This window comes from 'Catharanthus roseus' aster yellows phytoplasma (assembly GCF_004214875.1).
Taxonomy (GTDB): domain Bacteria; phylum Bacillota_I; class Bacilli_A; order Acholeplasmatales; family Acholeplasmataceae; genus Phytoplasma; species Phytoplasma asteris.
In genome coordinates, this window is record NZ_CP035949.1 from 345,468 (window position 1) to 365,813 (window position 20,346).

Consider the following 20,346-nt stretch of genomic DNA (forward strand, 5'->3'; position numbering starts at 1 on the left):
AATGTGGTGGATAAAACAAAAAAGCAGTTTAAAACTGCAAAAATAAGGTGTTTTATTTATTGTTGTCTCTTGATAAATAAAGTCCTGTTTCAGTATTGATAATAATTTTTTCTCCAATATTGATAAAAAGAGGAACTTTAATTACTAAACCTGTTTCTAAAGTGGCATCTTTTAAAGAATTAGTTTTGGTATCTCCTTTGACTCCAGGTTCGGTGTAAGCTACTTTAATAGAGATTTTGTCAGGTAAACTGATACCTACAATTTCATCATTTTCATAAAAAATAATATCTACTAAAAGCCCTTCATAAAGATATTTAAGAAAATCTTTTAATTGATTTTTGTTAATTTCTAATTGTTCGTAATTTTGAGTATTCATAAAAATATAATTATCTTCCAAAGCATAAAGAAATTGCATCTTAATTTTAGTAATTAAGGCAGGCTGCACTTTGATACCAGCGTTAAAAGTGTAGTCAATGACACTACCTGTTCTTAGGTTTCTTAATTTGGTTCTTACAAATGCAGCACCTTTACCAGGTTTGACATGTAAAAATTCTAGGATTTGATAAATTTGGTTGTTAAATTTAATGGTTTGTCCAGTTTTAAAATCGTTTGTATTAATCATATTTCTAATTACTTTCTTATTTTTTTGGAATTGTTTTCGTTGGTTTAATTGTTTAATGTTTAATCAGTTTTTAAAAAATCGTTAATAAGGCAAATAGTGGTTTTTTCTAAATCAGGGGATAAGGCATCTAGAATGATGGGCTTAATTTGATTTTTAAACCAAGTTTTTTGGCGTTTGGCATATTGCATAGTTTTTTGAATAATTAAGGTTTTGGCTTGGTCTAAAGTTATTTTTCCTTCTAACAAAGCTTTAATTTCACGATAACCAATAATATTAAAATTGGCGTTTGGAAAATGAGTTTGAATTTGGTTAACTTCTTCTATAAAACCTTGTTTTAACATTTGTTCCAATCTTAAAATAACTCTTTTTTTCAAAATTTGTCTATTAATATCGAGATAAAAAATTAGCGAAGAATATAGAGGATTGTGTTTTTTATTTTTTTGTGACCTTAAAGTGCCTGCAAGTAAATCTTGATAAGCGCTTAGGATGCGACGAGGATTTTTTAAATCTAGGTTCGCAATTAATTGAGGATCTTTTTGTTTAATAAAATCAATCATATTTTCTATTGCAGGTAAAGAAGTAGGTGGCAAAAACAAAGATTTAGGAGTTAATTCATAATCAAAAAGGGCTGATTTAAGATAAAGCCCGCTACCACCCACAAATAAAGGAAGGGGCGTTTCTTCGATTTTTTTGCGGGCATCTTTTTGAAAATGATAAATACTGTAATTTGTTCCAGGAGCAAGAAAATCTAAAAGATGATGTTTAATTCCTTGGGCTTCTTCGAGAGTTATTTTAGCAGTTCCAATATCGTATTTTTGATACATTTGAAGAGAATCGCAATTAATTATTTCTAAATTAATTTTTTTAGCTATTTTAATAGAAAGGCTAGTTTTTCCTGAAGCGGTAGGACCTGTAATAGCGATTACTTTTTTCATAATTTTCCTTTATGAGGGTAGAAGTGTTTTGGGGTTATTAAATGTTTTCCAAAATATAAAATCATTATAAATTTATATGGAAAAGTTATGTTTGGTATAATAATTTAATAATTTAAATAATTAAAAAACCAGAATAAAATAAAAAAATGCAAAGCGTTAAAAAACAAAAAAAATTAAAGTGATACAGAAGATAATTTTGATTCTTTTTCGCTTAGTTTTCATAAAACAAATTTTATTTCATTCTGATAAATTAATCTTTTCAATAGTTTTATGAGGTTTAAGAGTGACAAGTAAACCGTTTAATTGTCTTTTTCCTTCGGCATTAGGTATTGAAACAAAACGATGTCCTAAAAAAGATTGAATTATAGGTTCTTTTTCTTTACCAATGACGCCGTCCTTGGCTCCTGTCATTCCTGCATCAGAAATATAAAGAGTATTGTGGGGAAAAAGGCGTTCGTCGTTAGTTTGGACATGAGTGTGAGTGCCTACAATAGCATCAATTCTACCATCAAAATAATGAGTTAAAGCAATTTTTTCACTAGTGGCTTCGGCATGAAAATCCAAAAAAGAAAAATCATATTTAGCTTTATTTTGTTCCAAAACATTATCAATAGTTTTGAAAGGGCAATGCAATTTGGAGTTAATAAAAACACGTCCTAAAGCATTCATAACTAAAATTTTTTTATCTTCGCAATCAATAATTTTATAACCTTGCCCTAATTGTTGGGTGTCATTGATGGGACGAATTACATTTGATTTGTCAATAAAATTTTTAATTTGTTTATTTTTCCAAACATGGTTTCCCATAGTCATCAAATCAACACCTAATTTTTGTAATTTTTTATAAATTTTAAAACTTAAACCTTTGCCATTATCAGCGTTTTCAGCATTGGCAATAATGAGGTTAGGTTTGTAAGTTTCTTTTAAAAAACCCACTTTTTCGGAAAAATAACTAATTCCTGGGTTTCCGTAAATATCTCCGATAAACATTATTTTCATGAATTAATTATCTCCTTTGGTGGATTATAATTTAGCCATTTCCACAGCTCTGGTTTCTCTTATAACAGTAACTTTGATAACACCATTGTAACTAATGTCTTTTTCAATTTGTTCTTTAATGGTGCGGGCAGTTTGGAAAATAAAATTGTCTGCGATTTTGTCTGGTTCAACGATAACACGAATTTCGCGGCCAGCTTGAATAGCATAAGATTTGGCAACTCCTTCTGTTGCATTAGCAATAGTTTCTAATTTGGTTAGTCTTTGGATGTAGTTTTCTACTGATTCTTTTCTGGCTCCTGGTCTAGCGGAAGACAAGGTGTCTGCTATTGCAACTAAAACAGCGATAGTTGATTGGGGTTCTTGGTCTTCATGATGAGAGGCAATAGCGTCGATAACTTCTTTTTTTTCTTTGTATTTGGAAGCAATAGAAACGCCAATTTCTACGTGGCTTCCTTCCATTTCGTGGTCTAGAGCTTTACCGATGTCATGAAAAAGTCCTGCTCTTCTTGCAAGAATTTCGTTTTCGCCAATTTCAGAGGCAAGTTTACCAGCTAAAAAAGCTACTTCCAAAGAATGTTTCAAAACATTTTGACTGTAACTAATGCGGAAGTGAAGTTTTCCCAAAATTTTAATTAAGTCGGGGTGCACTTCGCCGATTTTAGTAATAAAAGCAGCTTCTTCGCCCATTTCTTTAATAAAATTGTCTACTTCTATGGTTGAAGTTTCTAAGGCTTTTTCGATGCGAGAAGGATGAATTCGCCCATCAGAGACCAAAAATTCTAAAGTTTTTTTGGCAATTTCTCTTCTAATCGGGTCAAAACTACTTAAAATAATGGTGCAAGGGGACTCATCAATAATTAAGTCTACTCCGGTTAAAACTTCTAAAGACTTAATATTTCTGCCTTGGCGCCCAATAATCCGTCCTTTCATATCTTCGTTAGGAATGTTAACAACGCTAATATTTTTTTCTCCTGTAATATCGCCAGCATATTTTTGCATGGCTAAAACTAAAAGATTTTTGGCTTTTTTAGATGCTTCGCTTTTGGCTTTTTCTTCTTCTTGTTTAATATATGACATCATTTCATAAGTGGTTTGGTCTCTTGTTTCTTTCATTATGATTTGTCTGGCTTGATCTTGCGTTAAGGAAGCTATTTTTTCTAATTGTTGTTTTTGGGTGTTTAAAATTGTTTCTTGTTCTTTGATTTGTTGTTCTAGGTTTTTTTTAGTATGGCTAATTATTTGTTGTTCAAAATCTAAATGCTCTTCTCTTTTATTGAGACTCTCAGTTCTGTTGTTAAGCAATTCTTCACGACGATTATTTTTGGATTCTAAATCAACAATTGTGTTGGTTATTTGTTCTAAATCCAGTTCTAATTTTTGTCTTAAAGAAGTTATTTCTATTTTGGCATTACGCATCATTTCTTGTTCGCGTTGTTGCAAATCTTTTTCTTTTTCTTTTAGTTTGTTGTCAAATGCTTGTTTTTTTTCTTCTAATTTCTTTTGATTAAAAAAAGAATACAAAAAATAGCCGATAATTGATCCACAAATTAAAACAAAGACAAGAAGGGAACAACCCATTATACAATGAGTTCGCCAATAATCACCTTTCATATCCTTGATACCTTTCTTTTGAGGGGGTTAACAAATATAAAATCATTGTTTTACCTCTTTTTCTTTTTGAATTTAGTTTAATGATTTGTAATGCAAAACAAAAAATAAAAAAATAGGGGGGATTAGATTTTTTGATGCAATTTTGTCATTAAAACGATAAATAAGTTTGTTTTTTTAAATATTGATAATTAATTTTGAATTAATTTTGAATGGGGCCGGGTTAGAAGTTTTATTATTTTTTTTAATTTGTTCAGTACAAAATTTCATCGTGAAATGAAAAAATAAAAATGTATAAATTGGGGGTTAAAAAAAATAATAAAGTTTGGTTTGCGAAAAAAAAATTCAGCAAAAACCATGCAAAAAACAATGGTTCTGTGATGAATAGTGGCAAAAATAAAAAAACTGAAAAGCTAACCTTAAAAAGATTAGCTTTTGTAATGAAAAATATTTAATTATTATATATTATTATGTGCTAGCAAAATATTTGAATTTATTAATATAATTAATAATCAAGCTTTTCTTGGTAATTGGTTTTTATTTTGAGAAAAGCTTTTGCTAATGGTGCTTGATAATTTATTAGAAAAAGTTTTTATTGATTGAGATACTTTCGGAGATTTTATAGCTCTTTCAAAAAATTCTCCTGATTTTTCAATAAATGCATCTTTCAAAGATTTTTTTTCTAAACTCGAAGGGGCTGAGTTTGGGTTTTGTGTTTCATCAGAAAATTGCATTTGTTCAATAACTTCATCAGAAGATGACCCTTGAGGAGATTCTTCTTCTAAAGAAAAAAATATAATAATAGGAATGGCAAGTAATATCACAATAAAAACGCTAGTAATAATGATTTGCTTGGAAGTAAATTTAAAAATAAAATGATATCCTTTGGTTGTTGAATAAAAATCATGCCAAAACTCAAAATATCAAAATAAAGAATAATAAATAATATAAATTGGATTTGAATGCATAATTTTTTAATTTTAATTTGGATTTAAAAATATAGATAATTTTAATAATTTAATTAATGAAATATATAAGATACTAAATAAAAAAAATAGTATCCATAAATATTATATAATAACTCAAAAAAGTATTTGCAAAATAATGTTAAAATAATGTCAAAAAGGAGTTAAAATAATGATTTAAAAATCTATCTTTTCATTTTTGATGTTGTTTTTGGAATTGTTATTTTCTTTTTTTCGAACTTCTAACAATTTTTGATAACGTTGCTCTAAGGTTTTTTCTTTTTTTTGAATATCTTCAATCACTTTGAGAACTTTTTCCAAAGCCGCTTTCAAATCATAAATAAAGACTTTATCAAAATTTTTCATCGCTTGTAGCACATTTTCAATACATTCAAGTTTTTCTTCGTTGTTTTGAACACTTTCGAAAATTTGAAAATAATAATCAACTGAATTAAGAATAGCAAGTAAAATCGAAGGACTTGTAATGATAACATTGCGTTTAAAAGCATATGATATTATTTCAGGATCGCAATTAATTTGGGCAAAAATACTTTCAGAAGGAATAAACATAATGGCATAAGGGCAGTTGTCTTCTTTGCTGACGTATTTTTGAACTTCTTTAATTCTTTCTTTAACGTGAAATAAAAAGCGACTCTTTAATTCTGTTTGATTGGAAGTGGCGTTAATATAGGCTATAAAATCTGTGGTAGGAAACTTCGAATCAATAGGAATTTGAACAAATTTACCATAACCTTTACACATCACATCAACTTTAAGATGATTGCCGTTATTGTTTGTTTTTTTCATTAAATATTGTTTTTCAAAAACTAATTTATCTTTAAAATGAGAAACATTTTCCAAAACGCGTGCCAACAAAAATTCTCCAGCTTGTCCTGTTTTATCGTTTTGGCACAATAATTTATGAATGTTTTGCACTTCTTGAAAACCACTTGCATTTTGTTCTCTTAAAACTTTTAAAGAATTTTCCAGATTAATTGTTAAATGTTGGCGAGTATCTTTAATTTCTTTAGTTAAACTATCTTGACTTTGATGAGTTAAATTGTTAATTTTATCATCCAAACGACAAATAACCCTAGATTCTGACTCTAAAAAAGCTTGTTTCACAAAATCTTGGATATTGAATTGCGTTTTTTTCGGTTTGACAACAAAAAAATAAATAATGAAAGTTACACCACCCAAAATAAGAATCAAAATAACGGATAAAGTTAAGATTAATAAAAAAACAATTTGATCTTTAGGCATTTATTTTATTATTCCTTTTTCTTTTTTTCTTTTTTAATGTCTTTTAGCTTTGGGATGCATTAAAGTTGATATAAAAAAATACAAAAAATAAAAAACAAAACAAAAATAAAAAAAGTGTTATTATTGAGATTTGTTCTTTAAATATTTTTAATATTTATTTCTTATTTGAAAAACAAATAACATACATAAAATAAAAATTTGTGAAAATGTTTGGGACAAAAAAAATAAATATTAAAAATAAATATAAATGTCTAAGTGCTAAATTACTAAATTAATGGAAATGGTGCAAAAAATAAAAGATAAACTGGCGTTTGAGAAGGGATTCGAACCCCCGACCGACGGCTTAGAAGGCCGTTGCTCTATCCAGCTGAGCTACTCAAACAAACATACAACAAATATTATACTATAAAATCATTGTTTTGGACAAAAAAAAGCAATTAAAGTAGTGAAGATAGTTTCTTTATTTAAATCCTCAAAGAAAAAACGATCCAAAAGTCATTAAATATCTATTAAATAAAAAAAGTTTGCACAAATAAATAAAAAAAGTATATAATAATAATGTTGATTTTTAATTTCTAAATAGTTTCTAAATAATTTCTAAAATTTTTTAAAAATTTTTTCAAGAAAAAAATAATTTACAAATCACAAAAAACATTAACAAAAGACAAGTATTTTTATCCAACAAAACTAAGGTAGCCTTTTCAAACCTTATCATTCAACAATAAGAGACGAATTTGGTCAGGTCTTAATTGAAGCAGCCATAAGTTATTTTTATTGTGTGGAAGATAGGGTTTGAAAAGGTTATTTTTAATATAAAAGACCCAAAAAAACAATTTTTAAAACAACAATTAAATGCATAAAATTAAAAAAACAAAAAAATAAATTTTTATTAATGAATTTTGGCAAAAAAACTTTCGAAAAATAACAATTTCACAACTAAAAAATAAAGGAAAAGGAGCAATCATATGAATTTTTCATTTTTTCAAAAAGAAAAAGAATTTAAATTATTAACTAATATTTACAACTCTTTACAAGGAGAACCATTTTTAACCCAAGAAACAACATTAAAAGGAAAAGAAACCAAAGTAGAATTTTATTATTTGGATCAAAGCAAATATTATAGTACTCTTTTTCAATCACGCCAATTTGCTGTTTGGACTGCTGATAAAGGAGTGTGCCGCCTTTTGGTTGAAAAAAAATATTACGAAGAATTTGGAGCTTTTTATCAAAAAGATATAAACGATATGTGGCTAGATTTTATATGGCAGATTTTCCAAAAAGAAGCTACTTTAATCAAAACAATAAAATTGTTATTTGTGGCAGTTTTAGTGCCTATTTTATTAAATGCTTTTTTGCTTAGTGGACAAATTTCTGTTTGGTTAAGAATTCCTGCTTTTGTTGTATTGATATCTTCTTGTTTTTCTATGAATTATTGGATGAAAAACCAACAAAAAAAATTACACATATTTAGAGATAAAAAATTACAAGAAACATTGGACAAAATCCAAGAAACATTAGGAATAGAACTTTACGAATCATTAAAAGAAAAACAAAAACAATTCAATCCAACCTTTGTTGAACCCAAATCCGACCAAAATCCCAATGAAGATAACCCCAAAAACAAAGACAACACAATAGACGAAATAAACGAATTAAATTAAACAAATGATAAATAAATGATTATAAAACCCAAAAAAAACAATCAAGAAAGGTACTCAAATGATCTACGATAGCATTGTTATTGGAGCAGGACATGCAGGTGTTGAAGCTGCTTTAATATTGGCAAAAAAACATAATACTTTACTCATTACAGGCTCCTTAAAACAAGTTGCTTCCTTACCTTGCAATCCTTCTATCGGAGGTCCTGCCAAAGGTGTTGTAGTACGTGAAATAGATGCTTTAGGTGGTGTTATGGCAAAAGCTGCAGATCTTGCACAAATTCAGATCAAAATGCTTAACTCTTCCAAAGGTCCTGCAGTAAGAGCTTTAAGAGCTCAAATTGATAAATTAGAATATCCTCAAATTATTTTAGAAATATTACAAAAAAAGCTCAATTTAACTCTATTGGAAGGGCTCGTAAACAATCTAGTCATCCAAAACAACCAAGTTCAAGGAGTCTGTCTTATTGATGGAACAAAAATTAATGCCAAAACTGTCATTATCACTACAGGAACTTATTTAGCAAGCCAAATTTTAATTGGAGATACCAAAAAATCCTCGGGACCTAATGGCGTTCCTACAACTTACGGTATCAGCACTCAATTAAAAGAATTAGGTTTTGAAGTTATTCGTTTAAAAACAGGCACACCACCAAGAGTTAAAAAAAAAAGCATTGATTATAGCCAAACCAAAATACAAATGGGAGATAATTTAGAACAAATATTTAGTTTTGTTCCCCAAACAAATCAAAGACCCCAAGAACCATGTTTTTTAACTCACACCAACCAAACCACCCACCAAGTTATCCAAAAACATTTAAACCAATCAGCTATGTATGGAGGTTATGTTGAAGGAACAGGCCCTCGTTATTGCCCTTCTATCGAAGATAAAGTAGTAAGATTTTGTGATAAAAACAGTCATCAAATTTTTATTGAACCAGAAAGCCTATCTTTGGATGAAATGTATCTACAAGGACTTTCTACCAGCATGCCTCAACACGTTCAACACGAAATCCTTAAAACTATTCCAGGATTACAAAACGCCCAAATCACTAAATATGCTTATGCTATCGAATACGATGCTTTTAATCCCAACCAACTCAAACACAGTTTAGAGACTAAAAAAATCCAAAATCTCTTTTTAGCAGGACAAATGAACGGCACCAGCGGTTATGAAGAAGCTGCTTGTCAAGGGCTTATGGCAGGAATTAATGCTTCTTTAAAACTCCAAAATAAACCTCCTTTTGTGTTAAAAAGAAATGAAGCCTATATTGGTGTTTTGATCGATGATTTAATCACTAAGGGCGCCAAAGAACCGTACCGTCTTTTGACATCACGCGCGGAATTTCGTTTATTATTAAGACACGACAATGCCGATTTGCGCCTCAAAGATTACGGATATCAACTAGGTTTGATTGATGAAAAAGATTATAACAATTTTCAAAACAAAAAAGCTAAAATCAAACTTTTATTAGAAAAAAGCAAAAATTATGAAATTTTAGTTAATTCAGATAATCTATCTTATTTAAAACAACAAAACTCAGCTAGTCTTGGAGAAAAAACCACATTAGCACAACTGCTAAAAAGACCAGAATTAAATTTTTGCACTTTACAACATTTTTTACAGGAAAAAGCAGATAAAACCATTTATGAACAAGTAGAAATACAAATCAAATACGAAGGTTATATTGCTAAAGCCCAAAAAGAAGCTCAAAAATTAGCAAGGTTAGAACAAAAAAAAATTCCTAGCAAAATCAATTACGCAGATATTAAAAATTTATCAAAAGAAGCTCAAGAAAAACTTGATTTAATCAAACCCCAAACTTTAGGACAAGCAACAAGAATATTAGGAGTCAATCAAGTTGATATTTCGATTTTATTAGTTTATTTGGAAAAACATCATGCTTTACTTTGAATCATTAAAAGACAAATTTGCACTCAACGAAAAGCAATTAAACAAGTTTGTTTTTTACTATGAATTTTTAAAACAAGAAAACCAAAAAATGAACCTTACTTCTCTAATATCTTTATCTGATGTTTGCTATAAACATTTTTATGATTCTTTAATTTTAAAAGAAATATTTAACTTTAATACTGTAACTAATCTTTGTGATGTTGGCTCGGGTGCTGGCTTTCCTAGCTTTCCTTTAAAAATTCTTTTTCCTCATTTAAAAATTGTAATCATTGAATCATCTTTAAAAAAAATCAATTTCTTAAAACAATTAGCAAGCCATTTGGAATTAGATAATATATGTTTTTTTCACCAAAGAGTAGAACAATATGACATAGCCAAAAATGGTAGTTATGATTGTGTTGTTGCTCGCGCTTTGGCTAGATTGGAACTTATCTTAAAATGGTGTGTTCATTTAGTTAAAAAAAAGGGTTATTTTATTGCTATGAAAGGTAAAAACTTTCAACAAGAATTAGAAGCTAGCAAAAAGATAATTAAGCAAATAAGAGTTAAATTAGTTAGTGCAAAAACATTGGAATTACCAATGGAATTAGGAACAAGAACTAATTTATTATTCCAAACCGAATAAAAAAGGTAATATAATAAAAAAAAGATCACGAATATTCGTGATCTTTTTATTTTCTTTCTTGACCAAATAACCTTAGCAAAATTAACATTATTCTTAAAAAAATTTCAATTAAAGTTGTTGCAAAAGCCAAAGAAACTTGCCATTCATATTTTTTAGGCATTCCTTGTTTAATCATTTGTTCGGTGTAATCAAAATGAAGTGCTAAAAACATAGATACAAATCCTAACATAATTAAACTAATAGGAAGAGTTAAAAAGCTATTGTAAATAATATTTTCAATTGTCCAAATGCCGCATAAAGACAACACTAAACGAACTATATAAGAAACCACCAAAGCAAAAGAACAATATAGCATAATTTGTCTAAATCTATTTGTTACTTTTATAAAACCTTTATAATAAGCATGGGACATTGCAACAAAGACGATAAAGGTTGCAAAAATAGCCATAAAGGCAATTTCAACTAAATTGGCATAAACTAAATTTAGAACAACAAAAATAATTGATAAAATTATTCCTTCTATAAAAGAATAAATTAATCCACAAGCTTTAGAAATTTCAACTTGTTTTAATCCTGCAGAATAAATGCCATAATTTAAAAAACCTAACGCAATCATGGAAAAATAAATTGCATGAATATTTAGATTTTTTAATATCGCGGGTTTTAGAATTGGGTAAAAAAACATTGAAGTGATTGCTGTAACACATAAAAGCAAAATTGTTTTTAAAGCAATTCCTTTACGAGTAGCAATATTATTATAAGTAGTTGTTTCAAATAAAGAAAGAAAGTTATTTTTAATTTGGGTAAACGAATTATTTACTTTATTGGATTCCATTTAAACCACCTTTTTAAATTTTATTTATTATTAAAATTAAATTTATTTTATTATTCTTATTATTTAAAAAAATATTTACATCTTTTTTTAACTTGCTTAATAAACAAGCACATATATATTTTACCTTTTTTTAAAATTAATTGGAAGATATTTTGCTTTTTTATTGCAAAAAATAACAAAAAGTGGTGTTTTTTGGTTAGTTTTGTGAAATTTGATAATAAATAGCGTTTTTTTTGGCACACAACTAATTTTTTTATAAGTGTTTAAAATATCATTATTGCAAAATTTGCATCTTTTAGTTGAGTTGGGTTAGATTTGTGGAGTTTTAAAAAGCGATAAAAAGGCAAAAGGGAAAAAAAGGGGTAAAATACAAAATAAAAAATAGTTAAAAAAGATAAAAACCCACATAATGTGGGTTTTATTTATTAATAAGGTTGGGTATAATGAATTTTTAGTTAAGAAGTTTGGAAACTGATCCTGCACCAACTGTTTTTCCACCTTCACGAATAGAAAATTTAGTTCCTTCTTCGATAGCAATTGGGTTGTTAAGGGTAACTACTAATTCAGCGTTGTCACCTGGCATTACCATTTTAACATCACCTTGTAATTCAACTACTCCTGTAATATCTGTAGTACGGAAATAGAATTGAGGACGGTATTGAGAGAAAAAGGCAGTGTGACGTCCTCCTTCTTCTTTAGTTAAAACATAAACTTGAGCAACAAATTTAGAATGAGGCTTAACAGAACCTGGTTTAGCTAAAACTTGTCCACGTTGTACATCTTCACGGTTAATTCCACGTAATAAAGCTCCAACGTTGTCTCCTGCTTGAGCAAAATCTAGGTCTTTTTTAAACATTTCTACTGCAGTTACAATAGTTTTTCTAGTTTCTTTAAGTCCTACGATTTCTACTTCATCACCAGCTTTTACTTGACCTCTTTCTACTCTACCAGTAACAACAGTTCCTCTACCAGTAATAGTGAAAACATCTTCTACAGGCATTAAGAAAGGTTTGTCAACTTCGCGCACCGGGTCTTCAATGTAGGTGTCTAGAGTTTCGATTAATTCGTTTACTTGAGCAACGTAATGAGCGTCACCTTCCAAAGCTTTTAATGCAGATCCTCTAATAACAGGAATGTCGTCTCCTGGGAAATCGTATTGAGATAATAATTCACGAACTTCCATTTCTACTAATTCTAAAATTTGTTCGTCTGGGGAAAGATCACATTTATTTAAGAAAACAACAATTTTTGGAACACCAACTTGGCGCGCTAATAAAATGTGTTCTCTAGTTTGAGGCATAACACTATCTGCACCAGAAACAACTAAAATAGCAGCGTCCATTTGAGCAGCACCAGTAATCATGTTTTTAACATAATCGGCGTGTCCAGGACAGTCAACGTGAGCATAGTGACGTTTTTCTGTTTCATATTCTACGTGTGAAGTTTTAATAGTGATTCCACGTTCTCTTTCTTCAGGAGCATTATCAATTTGATCATAAGCTCTACTTTTAGCCAAGCCACGGGTAGACAAAACTTGGGTAATAGCTGCTGTAAGAGTAGTTTTACCATGGTCTACGTGTCCAATAGTACCTACATTTAAATGTGGTTTATTTCGTATAAATTTTTCATTAGCCATTTTTCAAAGGCCTCCTTTTATTATGTTTTAAGATTTGTTTTAATAAATATATTTACCATTTAAATTTTAACTTATTTTTGGATTTTCACAACTATTTTGTTAATAAAAATGTTTTTTAGTGTAAGGTTGTCTAAGCTCGTTTTTTAATAATTTCTTCAGTGATGCTTTTAGGAGCTTTTTCATATTTAGCAAATTGCATAATAAAAGTAGCTCTTCCTTGAGTATTGGAACGCAAAACAGTAGCATATCCAAACATTTCAGAAAGGGGAACAAACGCTCTAATAGCAACAGCGTTGGCGCGTGATTCTTGGTTTTCTAATCTACCTCTTCTAGAAGTTAGATCACCAATAACATTTCCTACATAATCGTTGGGAGTAACTACTTCAACGTCCATAATAGGTTCTAAAATGACTGGGTTCCCTTTGTTTTTGGTTTCTTTTAATGCCATGGAAGCAGCAATTTTAAAAGCCATTTCGGAAGAATCGACATCATGGTAAGAGCCATCAAATAAAGTTGCTTTAACATCAATAATTTGATATCCAGCTAAAATACCAACAGCAAGAGCTTCTTGAATTCCTTTTTGAACTGCAGGAACGTATTCACGAGGAACTACACCACCTACAATTTTATTAACGAATTCAAAACCTTTTCCAGGATTTGGTTCAAAACGCATCCAAACATGTCCGTATTGTCCACGACCACCTGATTGACGAATGAATTTTCCTTCTGTCTCAGTTTCTTGGGTGATTGTTTCGCGGTATGCTACTTGAGGTTCTGTAACATTTGCTTGTACTTTGAATTCTCTTTTAAGACGTTCAATAATGATATCTAAATGAAGTTCACCCATTCCAGCAATAATAGTTTGCCCGGTTTCATGATTGGAAAAAACCTTAAATGTAGGGTCTTCTTCAGCTAATTTTGCAAGGGCAATCCCCATTTTATCTTGGTCAGCTTTAGTTTTTGGTTCTACTGCAATTTCAATTACTGGTTCTGGGAAATTAATTGATTCTAAGACAATGGTTTGTCCTTCTGATGCTAAAGTGTCTCCTGTAGTAGTTGCTTTTAGTCCTACAACTGCTAAAATATCGCCTGTGTAGGCTTCTTTTACTTCTTCACGAGAATTAGCATGCATTTGTAATAAGCGTCCAAAACGTTCTTTGGTTCCTTTAGTAGTGTTAGTTACGTAAGAACCAGCTTTAACTGAACCTGAATAGATACGGAAAAAGGTTAATTTTCCTACATAAGGATCGGTCATCACTTTGAAAGCTAGAGCTGTGAAGGGTTCTTCATCTAATCCGGTGCGCACAATTTCTTGGTTGTCAGAATCAAAACCAACAATAGCTGCAACATCACAAGGAGCAGGAAGGTAGTCAACAATAGCGTCTAACATTTTAACAACACCCTTATTTTTGAAAGAAGAACCGCAAAGAACTGGGAAAAAGGAAGCTTGTAAGGTTGCTTTTCTAATGGAATTTTTCAACATTTCAGAAGAGATTGGTTTTTCTTCTAAATAATACATCATTAATTCTTCGTCTAGGGTAGATAAAGTTTCTATTAATTCGTTTCTTTTAGTTTGGGTAATTGATTCTAAATCGCTAGGAATAGGAACTACTTTTCCTGTTTCTTGGGAAGTGTTATCATATTCAAAAGCATTCATTTCTACTAAATCAATGATACCATTAAAGTCATTTTCTGAGCCAATTGGCCATTGAATAGCGCTTGCATGAACTCCTAAGCGTTGTTTAAGGGTTTCAATTGCATAAGCAAAATCAGCGCCTACTTTATCCATTTTGTTAACAAAAATAACTCTTGGGACTTTATATTCACTAGCTTGGCGCCAAACAGTTTCAGTTTGTGGTTCTACTCCTGCCTGAGCATCAATAACTGTTACTGCTCCATCCAAAACTCTAAGAGAGCGCGAAACTTCCACCGTAAAATCAACGTGTCCGGGAGTGTCAATAATATTGATACGGTGGTTTTTCCAAAAAGCAGTAGTAGCAGCAGAGGTAATAGTGATTCCTCTTTCTTGTTCTTGTTCCATCCAATCCATCTGAGAAGCGCCATCATGGGTTTCTCCGATTTTATGAATTTTTCCGGTGTGGAACAAAATTCTTTCTGTAGTGGTGGTTTTTCCTGCATCAATATGAGCAATAATGCCAATATTACGAGTTTTTTCTAATGAAAACTGACGTGCCATCTTTTATTCTCCTATAAGTTACAATCACCAACGATAATGAGCAAAGGCTTTATTAGCTTCTGCAGTGCGATGCGTTTCTTCTCTTTTTTTAACTAATACTCCGTTACCTAAAGAAGCATCTACTATTTCTTGGGCGAGTCTTTCTCCCATTGTTTTTTCATTGCTTTCTTTAGTGTATTTAACAAGCCATCTTAATCCTAAAGACTGGCGTCTTTCGGGACGAACTTCGCAAGGCACTTGGTAATTTTGACCACCCACACGACGCGTGCGTACTTCTAATACAGGCATAATATTGTTTAGGGCTTCATGAAAAACTTCAATAGGCTCGCGGTTAGTGATAGTTTTTACTTGTTTTAAAGCTTGATAAAAAATAGTTTGAGCTTTGCCTTTTTTGCCGTCTTTCATAATGGTGTTAATGATTTTAGTAACTAATTTAGAATTGTAAATAGGATCTGGCTGTACATCTCTTTTTTTAATATGACCTTTACGGGACACAAAAATTCACCTACTTTCTTTATTTTATTTATTTTTTTTGGGGATTTGTGATTTTTTTATTATTTATTTTTTATTCTTTGTAATTGTAATTATTTTTTTTCTTTAGGTAATTTAGAGCCGTACTTAGAACGCCCTTGTTTGCGGTTAGCAACACCAGTAGCATCTAGAGCACCACGAACGATATGATAACGCACACCAGGAAGGTCTTTTACGCGTCCGCCACGAACTAAAACAGAGCTATGTTCTTGTAAGGAGTGTCCCACGCCTGGAATGTAGGCAGTTACTTCAGAACCATTACTTAGGCGTACTCTTGCAAATTTACGTAAAGCTGAGTTTGGTTTTTTTGGAGTCATGGTAGTTACACGCAGACAAACACCCATTTTTTGAGGAGAACTGTAATGTTTAGCTTTTTTTTGCAAAACATTAAAACCGTAACTTAGAGCAGGTGCTTTAGTTTTGGAAGTTTTACTGCTACGACGTTTTTTGATTAATTGAGAAACAGTAGACATTTTTTATTTCCTTTCTTTTTTTAATTTTGGTTAGTTTTTTCAGCAAGTTCAGAAGTGGTTGCAGGTTCTTTTGGATATTTAAATAAAGTAGTTTCTAAAATGCCTGTTCCTGCAGGAATTAAGCCACCAATAATAACATTTTCTTTAAGTCCGTAAAGATGGTCGGTTTTTCCTTTGATGGCAGCATCGATTAGAATTTTAGTAGTTTCTTGGAAAGATGCAGCTGACAGTAAAGAATCACTTCTTAAAGAAGAACGCGTAATTCCTAAAATAATGGGGCGCCCTACTGCTAAAAGTTTGTTTTCTTCTAACATTTTTAAATTAGCTTTTTTAAAGTTATTAATAGTAATTTCTGTGCCAGGTAAAAGTTGAGTATCACCTTCATCAATAATTAAAATTTGTTTAAACATTTGGTGAATAATAATTTCGATGTGTTTGTCGCTGATATAAACATTTTGGGCACGATAAACTTTTTGTACTTCTTCTAAGATGTATTTTTGAGCCTCTGTTGTGCCTGCCACTCTTAAAAGTTCTTTTAGATCAACCGAACCAGAAGTTAGTTTTTGACCGGGATAAACACTGTTGTTTTTGCTTACTAAAATATCGACATTAGGTTCCAAAATATAACGGTGCTCTGTGTCAGGGTCATTTTCTTCTGTGATTACAATTTCTGGATTTTGGGAACGGATTTTATCAATTTTTTTGATTTTTCCTTTTAATTCGCTGATTAGCGCTTTTCCTTTAGGTTTGCGTACTTCAAATAATTCTTCGATCCTTGGAAGACCTTGAGTAATATCTGAGGCAGAAGCAACTCCTCCAGTATGGAAAGTTCTCATAGTTAATTGAGTTCCTGGTTCCCCAATGGATTGAGCAGCAATAACACCAACAGCTTCGCCAATTTCTACTAATTTATTGGTAGCTAGATTGACGCCGTAGTCTTTGGCGCAAATACCATATTCACAATTACAAGTTAAAATGCTTCTAATAGGAACTTTTTTAATTTTGGCAGTAATAATTTCTTGGGCTTTGGACTCAGTAATTAATTCATTGCGCGCTATAATAAGGGCGTTGGTTTTGGGATGACAAATGTCGCAACTAGCAAAGCGTCCCATAATGCGTTGTTTGAGGGAAACAATTTCTTTGCCGTCGCTCATCATAGCTTCTACAACAAAACCGCGGTCACTATTGCAGTCTTCTTTGATAACAACAATATCTTGAGTTACGTCAACTAAACGACGCGTTAGATAACCTGACTCGGCTGTTTTGAGGGCAGTGTCAGTTGAACCTTTACGGGCTCCGTGAGTAGAGATGAAAAACTCAGAAACTTTCAGACCTTCTCGGAAAGAAGCTTTAACAGGGACTTCAATAATTTCACCTTTAGGGTTATTCATTAACCCTCTCATCCCTGCTAATTGAGTAAAGTTAGAAACGCTACCACGTGCGCCACTTTCGCTCATCATAAAAATGTGGTTGTCTTGTTGAAATTCTTTCATCAAGCCTTCTTGAATTTTATCACGAATAGTTTTCCATTCGTTAATTACTAAACGACGACGTTCGGCATCTGTTAAAAAACCATCGTTGTACCAAGTCTCAATTTGAATATTGCGGGCTTCTACTTCTTGTAACAATTCTTGTTTATTGGAGTAAGTATTGATGTCTGCAAATGAAACTGTAATTCCTGCGATAGTAGAATACTTAAAACCTAGGTTTTTGATGTGATCTAGCATTTTGGAAGTTTCTGTAATTTTCATTTGTTTGAAAAAACATGCAATAATCATAGATAGGAATTTTTTGTTAAAAGGTTTAGGGGTGGGAAGTTTTTTTAGGAATTGTTTGGGGTTGGTTCCTGGAGCTAAAAAATAAGCATCAGGGGTTTTGACATCCAAATTAAACTGAGTTGGTTCGTTAATGTAGGGGAAACTTGGAGGCAAAATGTCATTAAAAATTAATTTTCCTAAAGTAGTCATTAAATATTTTTGACGTTGTTCTTCAGTAAATGATAAATTAATTGCTTTTGGTTTGATAAAAATTCTTGTGTGAAGGTGGATTTCTTTATTTTGATAAGCGGTTTTGGCTTCGTTGATGTCAGCAAAAAAAGCTCCTTCATTGCGATGTTTGTATTGGTGTTCTGCAGTTCTTTGGGCAGCATCATAGCTGTTTATAGTGCGATCTTTTTTTTCTTCAATGGTTAAATAGTAGTTTCCTAAAACCATATCTTGGGAAGGTGTTACTACTGGATTACCATTTTTAGGGTCTAAAATGTTGTTCGAAACAAGCATCAATAAGCGCGCTTCGGCTTGGGCTTCTAAAGAAAGAGGGACATAAATTGCCATCTGGTCGCCATCAAAATCGGCATTAAAGGCAGGCGTAACTAAAGGGTGGAGGCGAATGGCTTTACCGTCAATTAATTTAGGATCAAAAGCTTGAATTCCTAAACGGTGTAGTGTTGGGGCGCGGTTTAAAAGGACCGGGTGTTCTTTGACTACTTCTTCTAAGGCGTTCCAAACTTCTTCATTCATTTTTTCATAAATGGTGTTGGCGTTTTTTTTGTCAATTCCTTTGGTTTCTTGTAGTTTTTTCAAAATGAAAGGTTTGAACAAAATAATTGCCATTTCACGAGGCACACCGCATTGGTGCATTTCTAAATCAGGACCTACAATAATTACGGATCGTCCCGAATAATCCACTCTTTTACCTAAAAGATTTTGACGGAAACGCCCTTGTTTACCGCGTAGCATTTCGGATAAAGATTTAAGCGGGCGATTTTTTTCGACGTTGTTAACGTTTTTTTTGCTAGTTTTGGCATTATCAAATAAAGCATCAACTGCTTCTTGTAGCATTCTTTTTTCATTTTTAATGATTAAACGAGGAGCTTTTTGGAGCATTTGTTTTTTTAAACGATTGTTGCGATTAAGGATGCGGCGGTAAAGATCGTTGACTTCAGTAGTGGCAAAACGACCACCATCTAAAGGAACCATCGGTCTTAATCCCGGAGGTAATACAGGAATAACATCCATTACCATCCATTCAGGTTTGTTGTCTGATTGATGAAAAGATTCGATTATTTCTAGTCTTTTAATAATGCTTTCTCTTTTTTGTTTGGAATTTTCCGATAAAGATTTGCGAAGGACTTTGATAGTTTTTTCTAAATTGAGATTTTCTAGTAATTTTTTAACCGCTTCGGCACCTGTTAAAGCTACAAAAGCGTTTCCAAATTCATAAAGAGCTTCACTGTATTGAGTTTCTGTAATAATTTCTTTAGGTTTGAATTCGGTTTTTCCAGGATCAATTACAACGTAAGAAACATAATAAACTATTTCTTCTAATTGTTTAGTTTTGATGTTTAAAAGAATAGCTAAACGGCTGGGAGAAGAATTAAGGTACCAAGTGTGGACGATGGGGGTTTGTAATTCGATGTGTCCCATTCTTTCACGACGCACTTTGGTTTCGGTAAATTCAACTCCACATTTGTTACAAAATTGACTTTTGATGCTGACTTGTTTTTTAGAACAAGCACATTGGAAATCAACTACTGGACCAAAAATCTTTTGACAAAATAATCCTGATATCTCTGGTTTATAGGTGCGATAGTTAATTGTTTCGTAGCTAGTAACCTCACCATAAGACCACTGTCTGATTTCTTCAGGAGCAGCTAGACGGATTTTAAAATAATCATAATCTCTACTACCGTATTCTTTGTCAGATGAAATAGAAGGGAAGTGGTTGTATAACTTAAATAGGTCGTTTAATTTTTGAAAAGCAAGGGGATTGGTTTCAAATGCTTTTGTAAGGACAGCCATTTTAGTTTGTAAAAGATCTTGAAAATCTTCCATTCCTAGTTCAGTAAGAATGTTAATAACGGCTTCACTCAAATCTAGATTTTGTAAATTGCGAGGTAGGGCGAAGTTTTTGAGGATAGGTAAAACTTCTAAAAAAGCTTCTTGCAGTAAAAGCCTTAACTCTTCTAAAGTAAAAGTGTTGAAATCTTCCAAAGTATTGATTCCAGAAAGTTTTAATTTTTCTAAAACTGGAGATGAAAGATTTAAAGTTTCTACTGAAGTAAATAATCTGTTATCACTCATCT

15 protein-coding genes, 1 tRNA gene and 1 other RNA gene are annotated in these 20,346 nt (G+C 31.3%); 4 read left to right on the plus strand and 13 right to left on the minus strand.

What is annotated here, in order from left to right; translation table 11 throughout:
* Positions 1-52: 52 nt before the first annotated feature.
* The 7 genes from efp to EXT02_RS01620 form a co-directional block, all read right to left on the minus strand.
* Entirely contained in the window at positions 53-622 is a 570-nt protein-coding gene (gene efp / locus EXT02_RS01590; protein ID WP_130427702.1) for an elongation factor P, read from the minus strand.
* Between the two features lie 59 nt (positions 623-681).
* The gene (gene miaA / locus EXT02_RS01595) at positions 682-1,557 is read right to left on the minus strand and encodes a tRNA (adenosine(37)-N6)-dimethylallyltransferase MiaA (RefSeq protein ID WP_130427704.1); all 876 of its coding nucleotides are present in this window, start codon (positions 1,555-1,557) and stop codon (positions 682-684) included.
* Between the two features lie 237 nt (positions 1,558-1,794).
* Complete coding sequence (locus EXT02_RS01600; protein ID WP_130427706.1) at positions 1,795-2,556, minus strand: TIGR00282 family metallophosphoesterase; 762 nt, start codon at positions 2,554-2,556, stop codon at positions 1,795-1,797.
* A 24-nt stretch (positions 2,557-2,580) separates the two neighbouring features.
* On the minus strand, positions 2,581-4,167 hold the full coding sequence (rny, locus tag EXT02_RS01605; protein ID WP_205737028.1) for a ribonuclease Y: 1,587 nt from the start codon (positions 4,165-4,167) through the stop codon (positions 2,581-2,583).
* 509 nt (positions 4,168-4,676) lie between these two features.
* A complete protein-coding gene (locus tag EXT02_RS01610) occupies positions 4,677-4,988 on the minus strand; it encodes a hypothetical protein (protein ID WP_130427708.1) in 312 nt (103 codons plus the stop codon).
* Positions 4,989-5,306: 318 nt separating this feature from the next.
* On the minus strand, positions 5,307-6,392 hold the full coding sequence (locus EXT02_RS01615) for a DNA recombination protein RmuC (protein ID WP_130427710.1): 1,086 nt from the start codon (positions 6,390-6,392) through the stop codon (positions 5,307-5,309).
* 305 nt (positions 6,393-6,697) lie between these two features.
* Positions 6,698-6,774: transfer RNA gene (locus EXT02_RS01620), tRNA-Arg, on the minus strand.
* A gap of 322 nt (positions 6,775-7,096) precedes the next feature.
* Here EXT02_RS01620 and ffs point away from each other — a divergent pair.
* From ffs to rsmG, 4 genes are all read left to right on the plus strand, one after another.
* An RNA gene (gene ffs / locus EXT02_RS01625) (signal recognition particle sRNA small type) lies at positions 7,097-7,188 on the plus strand.
* 169 nt (positions 7,189-7,357) lie between these two features.
* Positions 7,358-8,053, plus strand: coding sequence for a hypothetical protein (locus tag EXT02_RS01630; RefSeq protein WP_130427712.1), 696 nt, complete (start codon positions 7,358-7,360; stop codon positions 8,051-8,053).
* Between the two features lie 58 nt (positions 8,054-8,111).
* Positions 8,112-9,965 (plus strand): tRNA uridine-5-carboxymethylaminomethyl(34) synthesis enzyme MnmG, encoded by a 1,854-nt coding sequence (mnmG, locus tag EXT02_RS01635; protein WP_130427714.1) that lies wholly within the window; start codon positions 8,112-8,114, stop codon positions 9,963-9,965.
* Positions 9,952-10,590 (plus strand): 16S rRNA (guanine(527)-N(7))-methyltransferase RsmG, encoded by a 639-nt coding sequence (gene rsmG / locus EXT02_RS01640; RefSeq protein ID WP_069028246.1) that lies wholly within the window; start codon positions 9,952-9,954, stop codon positions 10,588-10,590. Before mnmG ends, rsmG begins: the two co-directional genes overlap by 14 nt.
* A gap of 46 nt (positions 10,591-10,636) precedes the next feature.
* Here rsmG and EXT02_RS01645 read toward each other — a convergent pair whose 3' ends face one another.
* From EXT02_RS01645 to rpoC, 6 genes are all read right to left on the minus strand, one after another.
* A complete protein-coding gene (locus tag EXT02_RS01645; protein WP_069028247.1) occupies positions 10,637-11,425 on the minus strand; it encodes a Bax inhibitor-1/YccA family protein in 789 nt (262 codons plus the stop codon).
* A gap of 451 nt (positions 11,426-11,876) precedes the next feature.
* Positions 11,877-13,061, minus strand: coding sequence for an elongation factor Tu (gene tuf / locus EXT02_RS01650; protein ID WP_011160639.1), 1,185 nt, complete (start codon positions 13,059-13,061; stop codon positions 11,877-11,879).
* Between the two features lie 130 nt (positions 13,062-13,191).
* Positions 13,192-15,258 (minus strand): elongation factor G, encoded by a 2,067-nt coding sequence (gene fusA, locus EXT02_RS01655; protein ID WP_130427716.1) that lies wholly within the window; start codon positions 15,256-15,258, stop codon positions 13,192-13,194.
* A 24-nt stretch (positions 15,259-15,282) separates the two neighbouring features.
* Complete coding sequence (rpsG, locus tag EXT02_RS01660) at positions 15,283-15,753, minus strand: 30S ribosomal protein S7 (protein WP_130427718.1); 471 nt, start codon at positions 15,751-15,753, stop codon at positions 15,283-15,285.
* Positions 15,754-15,842: 89 nt separating this feature from the next.
* Positions 15,843-16,262, minus strand: coding sequence for a 30S ribosomal protein S12 (rpsL, locus tag EXT02_RS01665; protein ID WP_011160636.1), 420 nt, complete (start codon positions 16,260-16,262; stop codon positions 15,843-15,845).
* Positions 16,263-16,282: 20 nt separating this feature from the next.
* Positions 16,283-20,344, minus strand: a complete 4,062-nt coding sequence (gene rpoC / locus EXT02_RS01670) for a DNA-directed RNA polymerase subunit beta' (protein ID WP_130427720.1) — start codon at positions 20,342-20,344, stop codon at positions 16,283-16,285.
* Positions 20,345-20,346 lie beyond the last annotated feature (2 nt).